This is a genomic window from Streptomyces sp. NPDC026500 (genome assembly GCF_055567635.1).
This window is the reverse complement of the sequence record NZ_JBVHQB010000003.1, coordinates 430,317-444,387: the sequence shown is the minus strand read 5'-3', so window position 1 is coordinate 444,387 and position 14,071 is coordinate 430,317. Positions and strand designations below refer to the sequence as shown.

Annotated in this window: 14 protein-coding genes; 7 read left to right on the top strand and 7 right to left on the bottom strand. The window is 70.6% G+C overall.

Annotated features, from left to right (window positions below; translation table 11 throughout):
- The first annotated feature begins 70 nt into the window (after window positions 1-70).
- Genes ACZ4N5_RS07770 through ACZ4N5_RS07760 form a run of 3 tightly spaced genes read left to right on the top strand, consistent with a single transcriptional unit; the run spans window position 71 to window position 2,588 of the window.
- Window positions 71-1,210 (top strand): ABC transporter ATP-binding protein, encoded by a 1,140-nt coding sequence (locus ACZ4N5_RS07770; protein ID WP_467756201.1) that lies wholly within the window; start codon window positions 71-73, stop codon window positions 1,208-1,210.
- Window positions 1,207-1,917 carry an ABC transporter permease gene (locus ACZ4N5_RS07765; RefSeq protein ID WP_467756200.1) on the top strand — a complete coding sequence of 237 codons (711 nt, stop codon included), beginning with the start codon at window positions 1,207-1,209 and terminating at the stop codon, window positions 1,915-1,917. The genes ACZ4N5_RS07770 and ACZ4N5_RS07765 overlap by 4 nt, the downstream gene beginning before the upstream one ends.
- A complete protein-coding gene (locus ACZ4N5_RS07760) occupies window positions 1,914-2,588 on the top strand; it encodes an ABC transporter permease (protein WP_467756199.1) in 675 nt (224 codons plus the stop codon). The genes ACZ4N5_RS07765 and ACZ4N5_RS07760 overlap by 4 nt, the downstream gene beginning before the upstream one ends.
- 87 nt (window positions 2,589-2,675) lie before the next feature.
- On the opposite strand, the gene ACZ4N5_RS07755 is transcribed toward ACZ4N5_RS07760, so the two are convergent.
- From ACZ4N5_RS07755 to ACZ4N5_RS07730, 6 genes are all read right to left on the bottom strand, one after another.
- Window positions 2,676-2,864 carry a hypothetical protein gene (locus tag ACZ4N5_RS07755; RefSeq protein WP_467756198.1) on the bottom strand — a complete coding sequence of 63 codons (189 nt, stop codon included), beginning with the start codon at window positions 2,862-2,864 and terminating at the stop codon, window positions 2,676-2,678.
- 132 nt (window positions 2,865-2,996) lie between these two features.
- Window positions 2,997-3,425 (bottom strand): hypothetical protein, encoded by a 429-nt coding sequence (locus ACZ4N5_RS07750; protein WP_467756197.1) that lies wholly within the window; start codon window positions 3,423-3,425, stop codon window positions 2,997-2,999.
- Window positions 3,426-3,651: 226 nt separating this feature from the next.
- Window positions 3,652-4,263, bottom strand: a complete 612-nt coding sequence (locus tag ACZ4N5_RS07745; RefSeq protein ID WP_467756196.1) for a GTP-binding protein — start codon at window positions 4,261-4,263, stop codon at window positions 3,652-3,654.
- Window positions 4,214-4,645 carry a DUF742 domain-containing protein gene (locus ACZ4N5_RS07740; RefSeq protein ID WP_467756195.1) on the bottom strand — a complete coding sequence of 144 codons (432 nt, stop codon included), beginning with the start codon at window positions 4,643-4,645 and terminating at the stop codon, window positions 4,214-4,216. Before ACZ4N5_RS07740 ends, ACZ4N5_RS07745 begins: the two co-directional genes overlap by 50 nt.
- 58 nt (window positions 4,646-4,703) lie before the next feature.
- Window positions 4,704-5,177 carry a roadblock/LC7 domain-containing protein gene (locus ACZ4N5_RS07735; RefSeq protein ID WP_355850068.1) on the bottom strand — a complete coding sequence of 158 codons (474 nt, stop codon included), beginning with the start codon at window positions 5,175-5,177 and terminating at the stop codon, window positions 4,704-4,706.
- 2 nt (window positions 5,178-5,179) lie between these two features.
- Complete coding sequence (locus ACZ4N5_RS07730; protein WP_467756194.1) at window positions 5,180-7,627, bottom strand: ATP-binding protein; 2,448 nt, start codon at window positions 7,625-7,627, stop codon at window positions 5,180-5,182.
- 455 nt (window positions 7,628-8,082) lie between these two features.
- Between ACZ4N5_RS07730 and ACZ4N5_RS07725 the strand changes: the two genes are divergently transcribed.
- Both ACZ4N5_RS07725 and ACZ4N5_RS07720 read left to right on the top strand, forming a co-directional pair.
- On the top strand, window positions 8,083-9,042 hold the full coding sequence (locus tag ACZ4N5_RS07725; RefSeq protein WP_467756193.1) for an ABC transporter substrate-binding protein: 960 nt from the start codon (window positions 8,083-8,085) through the stop codon (window positions 9,040-9,042).
- 99 nt (window positions 9,043-9,141) lie between these two features.
- Complete coding sequence (locus tag ACZ4N5_RS07720) at window positions 9,142-10,752, top strand: aromatic amino acid ammonia-lyase (RefSeq protein ID WP_467756192.1); 1,611 nt, start codon at window positions 9,142-9,144, stop codon at window positions 10,750-10,752.
- A 142-nt stretch (window positions 10,753-10,894) separates the two neighbouring features.
- Here ACZ4N5_RS07720 and ACZ4N5_RS07715 read toward each other — a convergent pair whose 3' ends face one another.
- Complete coding sequence (locus ACZ4N5_RS07715; RefSeq protein ID WP_467756191.1) at window positions 10,895-12,400, bottom strand: MFS transporter; 1,506 nt, start codon at window positions 12,398-12,400, stop codon at window positions 10,895-10,897.
- Window positions 12,401-12,848: 448 nt separating this feature from the next.
- On the opposite strand from ACZ4N5_RS07715, the gene ACZ4N5_RS07710 reads away from it, so the two are divergent.
- Together ACZ4N5_RS07710 and ACZ4N5_RS07705 are read left to right on the top strand one after the other, a co-directional pair.
- Window positions 12,849-13,427, top strand: coding sequence for a TetR/AcrR family transcriptional regulator (locus ACZ4N5_RS07710; RefSeq protein ID WP_467756190.1), 579 nt, complete (start codon window positions 12,849-12,851; stop codon window positions 13,425-13,427).
- A gap of 162 nt (window positions 13,428-13,589) precedes the next feature.
- Window positions 13,590-14,030, top strand: coding sequence for a PAS domain S-box protein (locus ACZ4N5_RS07705; protein ID WP_467756189.1), 441 nt, complete (start codon window positions 13,590-13,592; stop codon window positions 14,028-14,030).
- Window positions 14,031-14,071 lie beyond the last annotated feature (41 nt).

Below are 14,071 nucleotides of genomic sequence, written 5' to 3'. Positions count from 1 at the left end.
CTAGACTACGCACCCTCGTGCACGTGATCGCGCCACGCGCGAGCAAGGCCGTTCCGAAGGGTTTCGACGCTTGATAGCCATCGAAGATGTCAGCAAGCGATACGCCGACGGCACGGTGGCCGTCGATCGCCTGTCCCTCCAGATACCGAACCACTCCATCACCGTTCTCGTCGGACCTTCGGGCTGCGGCAAGACCACCACGCTCCGCATGATCAACCGCATGATCGAGCCGAGCAGCGGCACGATCCGGGTCGACGGCGAGGACATCCGGAGCCGCCCGGTCAACGCCCTGCGCCGCTCCATGGGTTACGTCATCCAGAACGCCGGTCTCTTCCAGCACCGGACGATCCTCGACAACATCGCCACCGTTCCCCGGCTGCTCGGCTGGTCCAAGCAGCGCGCCCGGGACCGCGCGGCGGAACTGATGGAACGGGTCGGCCTCGATCCGGCCATGGCCCGCCGCTATCCGTACCAGCTCTCCGGCGGTCAGCAGCAACGGGTCGGCGTCGCCCGCGCGTTGGCGGCGGACCCGCCCGTCCTGCTCATGGACGAGCCGTTCTCCGCGGTCGACCCGGTCGTCCGGCGGGGCCTGCAGGAGGAGTTGCTGCGCATCCAGGGCGAACTGGGCAAGGCCATCGTGTTCGTCACCCACGACATGGACGAGGCGATCACCATCGGCGACCGCATCGCCGTGCTGCGCACCGGCGGCAAGCTCGCCCAGTTCGCCACCCCCGACGAGATCCTCTCGTCGCCGGCCGATCCGTTCGTCGAGCAGTTCCTCGGCGCCGACCGGGGCATCCGCGGGCTGTCGTTCCTCTCCACCCGCGATCTCGAACTCGACCGCTCCCGGGTCTTCCCCGTCGGCTCCGACTGGCGGGAGATCGCCGGACGCGATCCCGAAGGGACGCCCGTCCTGGTGACCGACGCCGACGGCACGCCGCTCGGCTGGGCCGACCCCGGCACCTGGGACGGAGACATCAAGGACCTCGAACCGTACGGCCCGAGTTTCGAGGTGGGACGCGACTCGCTGCGGGTCGCCCTGGACCGGGCCGTGCTGTCGCCGACGGGTCGGGCGGTCGCCGTCGACGCCTCCGGGCAGGTGCTCGGGGTCGCCGGGCAGGAGACGGTCGCCGCGGCGATCCGGCTGGCCCGGCAGCGACGGGCGACGGACGCCCCGCAGGAGACGTCGCCGGCGAAGGCCGGGCGATGAACGGGTTCTTCGACATACCGAGCGCCATCCAGCACAGCTATGTCAGCCTGATCGTCCTCCATCTTCAGGAGGCGCTCGTCCCCGTGCTGGCCGGGTTGCTGCTGGCCCTGCCGATCGGACTGCTGTGCGTCCACTACGAGTGGCTCTACGGGCCGGTGCTGTGGACCTCGACGGTGCTCTACGCGATCCCCTCCATCGCCTTCTTCGTGGTGCTCATCGACTACACCGGGCTGAGCCAGCTGACCGTGATGATCCCGCTGTGCGTGTACAGCCTGGTCGTGCTCGTACCGGCGGTCGTCGACGGCATCAGCTCGGTGCCCGAGGAGACGAACGCAGCCGCCTCGGCCATGGGCATCGGCCTCGCGCGCCGCTACTTCCAGGTCCAACTGCCCATCGCCGTACCGGCGATCATGGCCGGACTGCGGGTGGCCGTCGCCTCCAGCATCAGCCTGGTGAGCGTCGGCGCGCTGATCGGCAACCAAGGGGCGTTCGGAAATCTGCTGACCTACGCGCAGTTGTACGGCCTCCCCCGGCTCGCCGTGACCGCGGTGGTCACCACCGCCGTCCTCGCGGTCGTGATCGACGCCCTGCTGGTCCTGCTGCGGCGGGTCCTCACTCCCTGGGAGCCGCCGTCCGGCCGCGCGGCCGAGCGCTCCGGGGCCACTCCCGCGGACGCCGCCGCCCGCACCCCGGAGGGCGTGTCGTGAACGTACTCCACTTCATGCAGTCCTTCTTCAGCGACGGCTCCCACTGGCACGGCTACGACGGCATCCCGCAGCGCGTGTGGGAGCACATCCAGTACACGGCCGCGGCCCTCGCGATCGCCGCGGCCATCGGTCTGCCGGTCGGTCTGATCACCGGACACACCGGGCGGGGCGGCAACGCGCTGGCCTTTCTGGCCACCGGCGCCCGCGCGCTGCCGACCTTCGGTCTGCTGGTCCTGATGTTCGTCTGGCTGGGTCTCGGCATCGTGCCCGTGATGATCCCGCTCGTGGTGCTGGCGATCCCGCCGATCCTCATCACCACCTACGAGGCGATCCGCACCGTGGACCCCTCCCCCGTCGACGCCGCCCGCGGCATGGGCATGCCGGAGCCGCAGATCCTGTTCCAGGTCGAGGTCCCGGCGGCGCTGCCGCTGATCCTCAGCGGGCTGCGCTCGGCGACGATCCAGATCGTCTCGACGGCGACGATCGCCGCCTATGTGTCCCTCGGCGGGGTCGGCCGGTACATCCTGGACGGTCTGTACCAGCACAACTACGAGAAGGTGGTCGGCGGAGCGGCCCTCACGGCCCTCCTCGCGCTGCTCTTCCTGGTGCTGTTCTGGGCCCTCGGCAAGCTGGCGGTCTCCCCCGGCGTACGCAGACGCCGGGCCGCGTAGCGCCCGGCCGCCCAGGCCCGCTGCGGGGACGGCCTCGGGCCGTCCCCGCTTCCGGAACACGCCCCACTCGGCAGAACCCTGCGCCGCTCAGCCCCGCCGGACGGAGATCAGACGCGCCGCCACGGCCAGCACCAGCCCGGCCGCGACGAGGTACAGGCCAAGACGTTCGTCGGGCACTGCCCGGGACCACACCCGCCAGGTCGACGGGGTGTAACTGTCGGCAGCCAGGAAGGCCGCGTAGACCCTGGGGGCGAGCTGCTCCGGCCGCGCACCCACAGCAGGGCGCCTATGGCCGCGCAGGTCGCGGACATCGCGTACAGGACGGGGGCGTGGCGCGGGGCCGGTCTGTTCACACGTTCTCCCTCGGTGTCGTTCTTGTGGTGTGCGGGCTGGGACGTATTCGGGTGTTCACGCCTCGATGCGCAGCCAGGTGTCACCGGTGCGGAGCCAGAGGGAGCCGTCGCGGCCCTGGCCGCAGCGCAGGACGACTCGGCCGGGCACGCGAAGCCGGCGACGACTGGTCACTGCGCAGGTCGTGCCGTCCAACTCGGCGTGTACGAGCTCGACGGACCGCTTGTTGTGGTTCCGGCGGGTGAGTACCGCCCGGTTGCCGCGGACCGCGAATCCGTCCGGTCGGGGGACGGGGCTGAGGTAGTTGGCCACATCGCCGGTGGACGGAGTGATCCGCGTCAGGTAGGTGCCGCCTCTGCTGCTGCCGGGGTACCGGACGAGCCATACCTGTTCGTCCTCGGTCGCGGCGGTGCAGCCTTCCAGCGGGTGGTCGGGTAGCCGTCCCGCGGGAGCCCAGATCGCCCGGCCGTGAGTGTTCGAGCTCACCGGCGGGCCCGACACTCCACGAAAGGGCCCGGTACCCCCGTACGGCATCGGCGACCGGAAGCCGCCAGACCCTCTGCCTGGCGGCATCGGAACGAGCGGTCGCGGGGCGGAGCTTCATGGGTGATCGCCTTTAGGACTCCGGGAGTCGAGCCGCCCGAAGAGCGCTACCCCAGCGGCCCTCGAACGACGCCGATCAACCGGGCACCGAGGGTGCCTTCGGCCGGCCTCAGCGTTCGGCCCTCGCCAGGGCGTGTTCGAGGACCACGAGCAGCGCGTCTCGTACGGAACCCCGGTCGCGGGCGTCGAACACGGTCAGCGGGACATGGTCGGCGACGTCGAGGGCCCACCGTACTTCGTCCAGATCGTGTTCGAGTTTGCCGTCGAAGGCGTTGACCGCCACCGCGAAGGGGATCTCGCGGTGCTCGAAGTAGTCGACGGCCGCGTAGCAGTCGTCGAGGCGTCGGGTGTCGACGATGACGAGCCCGCCGAGCGCGCCCTCGACGAGGTCGTCCCACATGAAGCCGAACCTCTCCTGGCCGGGCGTGCCGAACAGGTAGAGCTTCAGGGTCGGGTCGAGGGTGACACAGCCGAAGTCCATGGCGACGGTCGTCGTCACCTTCTCCGGGGTGTGGGTGAGGTCGTCGACGCCGGCGGCGACCGAGGTGATGGACGCCTCGGTGGTCAGCGGCTCGATCTCGGAAATGGCCCCCACCGTCGTGGTCTTGCCCACGCCGAAGCCGCCCGCGATCACCATCTTCACCGGCAGCGGCGGCCGGGGCCGCTCGTCGTCAGCCCTCACGTATCGCGCCCCTGGAGTCGGGGATAGCTCGGAGACCATCGATAACCCTTCGCAGAACGGTGACATCGCGGTTGGAGTGGACCTGCGGTGCGTACAGGGCCAGTTGACCGTCGGCGCGCAGATCGTCGGCGAGTACCCGGATCACATTCAAGTGCATCCGGAGTTTCGCCGCGATCTCCGCGAGCGACTGCGGCTCACGGCAGACCGTGATGATGTCGCGGTGCTGGTCGAAGACGAAGGCGTCCAGCGCCGCCAGCCCCACATCGGTGGCCACCACCTGTGTCTCGATCGGGATCGGCGGTACGAGACTGTCTCCCCCGGCGATCCGCCCCGCGGTCAGCAGGAACGGCCGGACGACCGAGGCTGGGCGCTCCACTCCCCATTCGGCGTCGCCGCCGGCCAATGGCTCGCCGGACGTCATCACGTCCTCCCCCTTCACCTCGCCGGGCGTCACCGGTCATGTGACGCACCGTCGGACGTCAACCGGTCGGTGCGATGCCCACGGTGTTCTTCAGCTCCATCACCAACTGCGGGCTCAGCACCGCGCCGGCCCGGTTGGCGAAGAGCGTCATCTCGTACGCGATGTTGCCGAGCTTCGCCTCCTTCGAGGCGACCACCCCGAGCACCGCTCCCGCGCCGAGGGCGGACACCAGGACGTGCCCTTCCTCGAGGTCGATGATGACCTTGTTGAGGCTGCCGAGGCCGTAGTTGCCGGAGGCGCCCATGGCGAGGCTGGTGATTCCGGAGACGATCGCCGCGAGCCGCTCGGAGTCGGCCTGGCCGCGCAGTTGGGAGACCGCGATGAGCAGTCCGTCGGAGGAGACACCGATCACGTCGACGACCCCGGCTGTCTCGGTGGCGAATCGATTGAGCAGCCAGTTGAAGTCGGCGGCGGCGGTCTTCACGTCCGCCGCGGGTTCCGCTGTCCGGGACTCCGGCTCGCCTGTCCACATGGTCACGTGCTCATGCCTTCCGGGGAAGAGGGTCTTCTGTACTGGGTGTCGGGTTCGGTCCGGCCGTCGGGCCTGCCGCCCTGCCGGGTCGCCACGGTCGGATGGTTCTCGGCCGCGCTCTCGCGATCGGCCCGCAGGACAGCGGCCTCGAACTCGTCGAGCTCGGAGCGCGCCGCCTCGGCGTCAGTGGGCTGCCAGGAGGGCGGTCTACGGTGGGTCGGGGGCTCCTTGGGCCTCGGCAGCCGGCTCGACGCCGTGCCGGCCGACAGGGTCGCCCCGCGCACCCGGCGGCGCAGCGGACCGGCGTCGCCGGACCGCGCCGGGCCCGTGGGTGCCGAATCGGCTCCGGTGCCGGGCCGGGGGCCGCCGTGCGTCGTCGCGCGCTCGGCGCCGGTGTCCGTCGCCGCTTCCGAACGGCGGGCGTGGCCGGGGGACTCGGCGCTCTGGGACCACGCGGGCACCCTGCGGGGCAGGCCCGCCGCTCCGGGCGGCGCCTCGACCCGCGCCGGGCGCGGCTCGCTCGGGCCGGAGCGGCGCGCGGGCGGCTGGATGCTCGCGGCCCGCGCCACCGAGGGGCCCGGGTCGCCGAGCACGAGGTGGGACATGGGCACCGCGACGGTGGCGGTGACGCCGCCGCCCGGGGTGCGGGACAGGACGACCTCGATGCCCCAGCGCCGGGACAGGCCGCCGACCACGAACAGGCCGAGGACCTCCGTCGGCGCCAGGTCGAGGCGTTCGCGCCGGATCAGCCGGGCGTTCTCCTGTTCCAGCCGCTCGGGGCTCATGCCGAGGCCGTGGTCGATGATCTCGACGAGGGCTCCGCCCTCTCCGTGCCGGGGCCGCAGGACGACTTCGACGCCACTGGTCGCCGGGGAGAACATCACGGCGTTCTCGAGGAGTTCGGCGAGCATCAGTGTCAGGTCGCCCACGATGTCGGGGACGACGGTGACATCGCCCTCGGCGTGCGGGGTGACGCGCTGGTAGCCCTCGATCTGGCCGAGCGCGGCGCGGACGAGGTTGCTGAGCCGCATCGGTTCGGTGTTGAGGCCGGTCTCACTGATCCCGGCGAGCAGCATGAGGCTGTCGGCGTTGCGCTGGAGACGGACGGCGATGTGGTCGATGCGGTACAGCCGGTCCAGCACTTCCGGGTCGGTCTCGCCGCGCTCCACCGAGTCGATCAGGGCGAGTTGACGTGCCGTCAGGTTACTGACCCGGCGGCCGACGTTGCCGAACATCTCGGCGATGTTGCGCCGGCTGACGACCTGGCGTGCCAGCAGCGCGCTCGCGGTGACCTGAACCTGGTTGAACGCTTCGGCCAGTTCACCGATCTCGTCGCGCACCGGCACCGGAACGGCTTCCAGCCGCGGCGGGCTCGCGTCGTCGGCGTCGTCGTCCGCGACCCGGGCAAGCTCACTCTCCGCGGCGCCGGCCACATGCTGGGCCGCCGCCGTGAGGGTGCGTACGGTCCGTACCACGGACCGGCGGGTCAGCACGGAGAACAGCAGCCAGGCGGCGAAGGCGAGCAGGCTGCCGGCGATCAGCCAGACCACCCGCCACCAGGCGACGTTCGACGCGGACTGGGCGTCCGCGGCGATCCGGCCGATCAGCGACTGGACGATCTTCAGCCGGTTGTCGGCCTGCCGCTCATAGGTGGGACCGGCGCGCAGCGCGTCGTCGAGCGCGGTACGCAGCTCCGTCGCGTCCTCGGCGACCAGCGCGCCGGTGTCGACCTGGAGCGCGGCCCAGTGCTGGGTGATGACGCTCTGGTACGGGCTGTGCTCGATCTCGGCGAGGTCGGTGCCCTGTTCCGAGCCGGCGAACCGGGTGAACCGCTCGGCCTGGTAGGTGTACTGGTCGTAGTCGCCGACGGCGCCGGTGAACTCGATGAGCGCGTTCGCGTCGCGGGTGCGGGCGGCGAAGACGCTGGTCTCGAAGGAGGCGTGGGCGGTGTCGGCGCGCAGCAGGGCGTCGAGCAGATTGCCCGCGGACGCGGAGGACTCACTGCCCGACCGGCCGAGACCGAGACCGTCGATGAGGCCTTCGATCACCGATCCGTACGCCGGGTCGATGTTGTCGGCGGGGATCGGCCCCTGCTCGACCGTCTTGCGGAGGCTGTCCAGGCCCTCCAGCTCCTTCAGAGCCTGGGCCTCGCCCTCGGGCAGCCGGTCGCTGTAGGCGGACCGGACGGCTTCGATGCGGGTACCGACCTTCTCCTGCGCGGCCAGATAGGCGGCGGTGTCGGGCGGGCTCTCCCCCGAGCGGGCCGCCTCGTAGCGCAGGGAGACCAGGAGTGCCTGCCGGTGCTCGGTCTGCACGGCGTCGATGAGCTTGGTCACCTGCGCGCTGTCCCGCACGAGTTGGGCGGTATCGGCGGCGGACCGGGCCCGGTCCATTTCACCGGAGACGACGTAGGCGAGCATCGCGGAGATGACGGCGAGCGGCACGATCACCAGAACATTGAGTTTCCGGCGGAAAGGCCAACGGTCCAGCGGAGATGGTGTCCGGCCGGTCCGAAGAGCCATGGACGGCTGCCCCGAGTCGGCTTTTCTGTGCGCGGGCACCCAACCTCCTTGACTTCATTCCCCGTTGGAAGCCCATAGACAGGCCTGCGTGGATCAAAGGTCACGAACAGCGCGATCGGGCCGACAAGTGGAAGGGGGCCCTCGACGCGGCCAACACTAGCGGCTGCCGTAAGAGTACGGCCATGATCAACCGAAAAGTGCCACGCACAGACGCCTGGTTCGCTCGGATTTCGGTCACGTTGCGCCTACGGACTGAAGCTGTACGGTCCCCATCGGTGATCTATTCGTGTCTTGACGGTAGTTGAGGCGGCTCGATTGGATCGTCAGGACCGTCACCACCCGTGCCCACCGGCCACCACCGCCCCACCGATTGCCAAGTCTGGATGAACAACGTGACCATCGCCAGAAGCACTCGAACCTCCGCAACCTACGCTGTTTCCCTGCTGGTTGTAGCCGCGGCCGCGCTGACGGGCTGCGGTTCCTCCAACGACTCGGCCAACAAAGACCCCTTGGCGGGTGATGCCGCCAAGGGCGGTACGGTCGTTGTCGGTTCCAACAACTTCCCCGAGAGCATCCTGCTCGCCGACATCTACGGCGAGGCCCTCAAGGCCAAGGGCATCAAGGTCAGTTACAAGCTGAACATCGGCAGTCGCGAGACCACGTACGGCCTGATCAAGAACGGAACGATCACGGTCCTGCCGGAGTACAACGGCGCACTGCTCGCGTACCTGGACGCCAAGGCCGCTCCGACGTCCGTCGACGAGACCAGCCAGGCCATATCGGCCAAACTCGACCCGAAGCTCTCCCTGTTGATTCCGTCGAAGGCCCAGGACAAGGACGCGATCGCCCTCAACGAGGCCACGGCGAAGAAGTACAACCTCACGGCCAAGTCGACCATCACCGACCTCACCGAGGCGGCGAAGGACCTGGTCATCGGAGGGTCCCCCGAGTTCCAGACCCGGCAGCAGGGTCTCAAGGGCCTGAAGTCCGTCTACGGTCTCGATTTCAAGAGCTTCAAGGCACTGGACGCGGGCGGTCCGCTCACGGTGGCGGCCCTGAAGGGTAACAACATCCAGGCCGCGGACATCTTCACGACGGACCCCGGAATCAGCAAGAACAAGTTTGTCGTGCTGCAGGATCCCAAGAATCTTTTCGGATTCGAGAACGTAACTCCGCTGACATACAAGAGCGATCTGCCGGCGGCCGGAGTTTCCGTCCTCAATGACCTCTCGGCGAAACTCGACACCGAAGCCCTCGTGAAGCTCAACAGCGAGGTGCAAAACGGCAACAAGGACCCGCTGGACGTGGCGAAGAACTGGCTGGCCTCGGCGAAACTCGGCTGACGTCGATGCCGGCAGCCGGTTGACGGGTGCCTGCGGGCCGGGGGTCCATCCCCCGGCCCGGCCTTCCGACGGCGAACGGCCAAGGAGTGAACGTCCGTCATGCTCAAGCGCACGGCCGACGCGGACGTGTCCACCGGCGGCCCGGCCGGCGGCACCGCACAGCCCGGCGCCGCCCTCCACGGCCGGGGTCTCGATGCCGCGACGGTGGCCCGGATCGCCGACGGAGCGATGCCGCCCTTCCCGCATCCGGCGGCACTTGAGGCGATGGAGCGCACCCGGCGCGCCGCGCACCGGCTGGCCGCCGAGGGTGCTCGGGTCTACGGGCGCAGTACCGGCGTCGGAGCGCACCGGGGGCTCGTCGTCGAGGAACACGACGGCGTCGGCCATGACCTGCGGCTGCTGCTGAGTCACGCGGGCGGCGTGGGCGAACCCCTGCCGGCACGCCACGTCCGCGCGATGATGGTGGTGCGCGCCAACCAACTCCTCGCCGGGGGATCGGGGTTGGGCCCGGAGATCGCGGTGGCCGTCACGGGCGCGCTCCGGGCGGGAGTGCATCCCCGGGTTCCCGAGTACGGGTCCGTGGGCACCGGCGATCTGACGGCGCTGGCCCAGCTGGGGCTCGCCCTCTTCGGACACGGCAGCTGGGTACGGGACCGCGCGGGCTCCGCGAGTTCCCTCCCCGAGGGACCGCTCGCCAACGGCCCGTTCCCCGAGAGCCTGCCCCTGCACCGCGGGGATGCACTGGCCCTGTTGAGCAGCAACGCCCTCACCCTCGGACAGTCCGCGCTCGCCTGTCACGACCTCCGCATCCCGCTCCGCGCCGCGCATCAGGTGGCCGCGCTCTCCCTGCACGCGGTGGGTGGCTCCCTCGAGTCGTACGCGCCCGAGGTCCACGCGGCCCATCCGCACCCGGCGATCGCACAGGTGGCGGCCCACGTCCGGGAACTGCTCGGCGTGACGGCCGGGAGCGGAACGGCCGTACCCGGTCCGCCGAGCGGAGTGCCGGCGCGGGTGCAGGACCCCTTCGGCTTCCGCTGCTTCCCACAGGCTCACGGCCCCGCGATCGAAGCCTGGTCCGGCCTGGAGCGGGTGCTGTCGATCGATCTCAACTCCGCCACCGAGAACCCTCTCATCGGCTGGGACGAGACCACGGGCGCTCCCGTCGCACGGCACCACGGCGGCTTCTTCACGGCGCCGCTCACTCTCGCGCTCGACCAACTGGGCCTCGCCGTGCTCGGCACCGCCCGCCTGTCGGCGGCCCGGCTGTCCGCCCTCGGCCGACCCGAACTCACGGGTCTGCGCTCCTACTTGGCCGACGAGTCCTCGGCCGGGTCAGGAATGATGATCCTTGAATACAGCGCCGCCTCCGCCCTCGCCGAGATACAGGCGTGCGCCGCTCCGGCCGCGCTCGGGCACGTGGTGCTGTCCCAGGGCATGGAGGAGGCGGCGACGTTCGCGACCCAGGCGGCCCGCAAGTCGTTGCGGCTGGCGCAGGCGTACCGGCTGGTCCTGGCCTGCGAACTCGTGGCCGCCGTACGGGCGTTGCGGCTGCGCGGCACGCCGCCCGATCCGGACACCCCGGCCGGCCGCGCCTACGTCCGCGCGGCGGCGGCGCTGGACCCCGACATGCGGGACCGCCCCCTCACGGACGATGTGACGGAGGCGGCGGCGCTGCTCGACGAGTTCACGGAACTCACCGGCGACGGCTAGCGACTTCGGTCGGCGAAGCCAGTCCGGCCGGGAGCAGCGCCGGACTTCAGGACCGCCCAGGGACGGGGGCGGCACCGAAACAGAGCCGGTGCCGCCCCCGTCCCTGGGCCGCCCCGTGCCCCCGTCGTTCCCGTCGGCCCCGTCAGCTCCGGGCGCCCGGCGCGACGGCCTCGGCGTCGGTCGTCGCAACGGAACCGGAAGCGCCATCGACATTGGCGTCGGCATCGGCATCGCCGCTCGTGGTGCGTCCCGAAGCCCGCGGCGCGCCGGAGAGTCGTACCGCGCGCCGGGCGGGGACGAGGAGTGCGGCCAGTGCGGCGGCCAGGCAGAGCAGGGCGAGCAGGGTGAACCCGTGGGTGTACCCGGACTCGTACGGCAGGCCGGAGGACTGGAGCCGGCCGGTCACCAGGACGCTCGTCACCGCGGCGCCGATGGACCCGCCGATGGTGCGGATGTTGGCGTTCATCCCGGTCGCGGCGCCGGTCTGTTCGGCCGGGACGCTGCCGACGATGAGGTTGGCCATCGCGGCGAACGCGAGTCCGATACCGAGGCCGAAGACACCCGCCGCGAACGCGACCTGCCACGGCCGGTCGTGCCAGAGAGCGAGGAACCCGCAGGCGACCGCGCCGAGCGCCGCACCGGCGACCAGCAGTTTCTTGGCGCCGAGGACGGGCTCCAGCCGACCGCTCAGCACGCCCGAGCAGAACATCGCGATCAGCATCGGCAGCATGAGCAGCCCGGCAGCGGTCACGCTCGCGCCGAAGCCGTAGCCGGCCGCACTCGGGGTCTGGACGAACCCGGGGAGGAAGGACCAGATCGCGTACATGCCCGCGCCGAACAGCAGCGCGGCGGCGTTGGTGGTCCACACGGCGGGCAGCCGCATGATGCGCAGGTCGATGAGCGGGCTGCGGGAGCGGGCCTCGGAGCGCAGCCAGAGCGCGAAGAGCAGCACGGCCGCGGCGAACAGGCCGATCACCTTGCCCGATCCCCAGCCCCAGTGACTCGCCTGGCTGAGCGGCAGCAGAAGGGCAACCAGCCAGCCCGACAGCAGCGCGGCGCCGAGCCAATTGACCTGACCCTGGGCGCGGTTGGGCGACTCTGGGACGTAGCGCAGGGCGATCAGCGCGGTGACCGCGACGACGCCGACGGGGATCCAGAACAACCAGCGGTAGTCGAGCGCGGTCACGATCGGACCGGCCGCCACCATGCCGACTCCCCCGCCGGCGGCGATCACCGCGGACAGGTTGCTGATGCTGCCGCTCACCTGGGACGCGGTGAACTCGTCCCGGATGATGCCGAAGGACAGCGGGAACAGGGCTCCGCCGACGCCCTGCACGACCCGGGCGACGATCAGTACGCCGATGGTGGGCGCGAGCGCGGCGAGCAGACAGCCGGCCAGGACGGTCAGGAGAACGGCGACGAGGGTGCGCTTCTTGCCGATCAGGTCGCCGACCCGGCCGAGGATGGGCGTGAAGATCGAGGCGGACAGCAGATAGGCGGTCATCACCCAGGTCGCGGTGGACTGAGAGGTGTGCATCGCGTGCTGGACGGTCGGCAGGGCCGGCGCGATCAGCGACTGCAGCATGGCGAACACACCGGCACCGGTCGCGAGGACCGCGAAGGTGAGGCGGGTGGACGTGCGGGGCATGAAAAGCCTCTCCGGACAGGATGCGGCCGAGGTCGTCGGGCCACGGTCGTACGGGATGGGCGGGATGGGGCGGGCTGGCTGGATCGCGCGCAGCGCCGGGCACGCCGACGGTCGCGAGGGCGGTCGCGGAATGGGCGGTCGCGGAATGGACGGTCGCTGAATGGACGGTCACCGAGTGGGCGTTCGCTGAATGGACGTCGCCGAGTGAACGGTCGGGGGCGGGGCTGCGCTGTGCCGTCGACGCACGGCCCGCCGTAGTCGAGGACGGCCTGACGGGCTGACTGGCTGGCTGACTGACTGACTGACTGACGGGGGTACGAACGCGTCGGCTGCGCGTGCGGCCGCACGCGTCCACGCCGAACGCACCCCGACTGGTAAAGTGGAGGTACCCCTCCACTGTAGCGGAGGCACACCTCCGCTTCAACCTGGATCCAGCCGGGAGGCAGCAGTGACGGCACAGCCGTTCCCCGTCAGCGAGATCGTCGCGTCCCGGCGCCCGCACCGTAAGGACGCGGCCCGCAACTACGACGCGCTGCTGGCGGCCGCCCGCGAGGCGTTCGCGGAGAGCGGCGCGGAGGCATCCCTGGAGGACGTCGCCCGTCGCGCGGGCGTCGGCATCGGCACGCTGTACCGGAACTTCCCGACCCGCCGCCATCTCTTCGAGAGCGTCTACGCGGGCGAGGTCGACAATCTGTGCCGGGTCGCCGAGGAGGTCGCCGACCAGGAGCCATGGGCGGCCCTGACGTCATGGCTGCGCCGCTTCGTGGACTACACGGTCACGAAGCGGGCCATCCGCGAGGCCCTCAACGACGAGTCGGAGATCTTCCTGGCCTGCCGGGAATCGATGTACGCGGCCGGCGGCCCCCTCTTCGAGCGCGCACAGAAGACGGGCGAGGCGCGGGCCGACATGGACTTCGACGACCTGCTGCGCATGGTCGCCGGAATCACGGCGACGAACTTCCTGGACGACGCCCAGCGCGACCGCGTCCTGTCGGTGGCGCTGGACGGGGTCCACACCCCCCGCTGACACCGGACGTACCCCTCACCCTGCTCGATTCCGGACGGTTCCGGGGTGTGCGCCGACCCCAACACGCCACATAGGGACCGGACTTCGCCGCGTCCCGACATGGATCACCGACAACTGGATTCTGTATACTGTCGCCACCAATGGCCCCGGTTCGGAGGCGACATGGACAAGCTCGATCCCGCAGTGATCCTGGGCATGGCCGACCAGGCACCCGACGGAGTAGTGATCGTCGACCGTGACAACCTGATCCGCTACTGGAACGGGGGCGCCGAGCGCATCTTCGGGTTCTCGGCGGCCGAGGCGGACGGCCGCAGCCTGGACGTCATCATCCCGGAGAAGCACCGCCGTCGTCATTGGGACGGCTTCCGCACGGCCATGGAGAACGGCGCCACCAAGTACGGCGAGGCCGACCTCCTGACGGTTCCCGCGCTGGCGGCGGACGGCAGGACGCTGTCCATCGAGTTCAGCGTCGTACTGCTGGCCGGGCCCGACGGCTCCCCGTACGTGGGGGCCGTCATCCGGGACGTCACCGCGCGGCGGGCCCGGGAGCGGGAGATGATGCGGCGGCGGTCCGAGGCCGGCGCAGACCGCGCCACCGTCTGAACGCGTCGGCTCGGGGCGTGTGACCGTCTGACACTCGGGCT

Bases quoted from the DNA above. Each gene is read 5' to 3' on its own strand.
- ACZ4N5_RS07725 (WP_467756193.1), top strand. From the start codon at position 8,083: ATGAACAACGTGACCATCGCCAGAAGCACTCGAACCTCCGCAACCTAC.
- ACZ4N5_RS07735 (WP_355850068.1), bottom strand. From the start codon at position 5,177: ATGTGGACAGGCGAGCCGGAGTCCCGGACAGCGGAACCCGCGGCGGAC.
- ACZ4N5_RS07740 (WP_467756195.1), bottom strand. From the start codon at position 4,645: ATGACGTCCGGCGAGCCATTGGCCGGCGGCGACGCCGAATGGGGAGTG.
- ACZ4N5_RS07720 (WP_467756192.1), top strand. From the start codon at position 9,142: ATGCTCAAGCGCACGGCCGACGCGGACGTGTCCACCGGCGGCCCGGCC.
- ACZ4N5_RS07715 (WP_467756191.1), bottom strand. From the start codon at position 12,400: ATGCCCCGCACGTCCACCCGCCTCACCTTCGCGGTCCTCGCGACCGGT.
- ACZ4N5_RS07705 (WP_467756189.1), top strand. From the start codon at position 13,590: ATGGACAAGCTCGATCCCGCAGTGATCCTGGGCATGGCCGACCAGGCA.
- ACZ4N5_RS07765 (WP_467756200.1), top strand. From the start codon at position 1,207: ATGAACGGGTTCTTCGACATACCGAGCGCCATCCAGCACAGCTATGTC.
- ACZ4N5_RS07745 (WP_467756196.1), bottom strand. From the start codon at position 4,263: ATGGTCTCCGAGCTATCCCCGACTCCAGGGGCGCGATACGTGAGGGCT.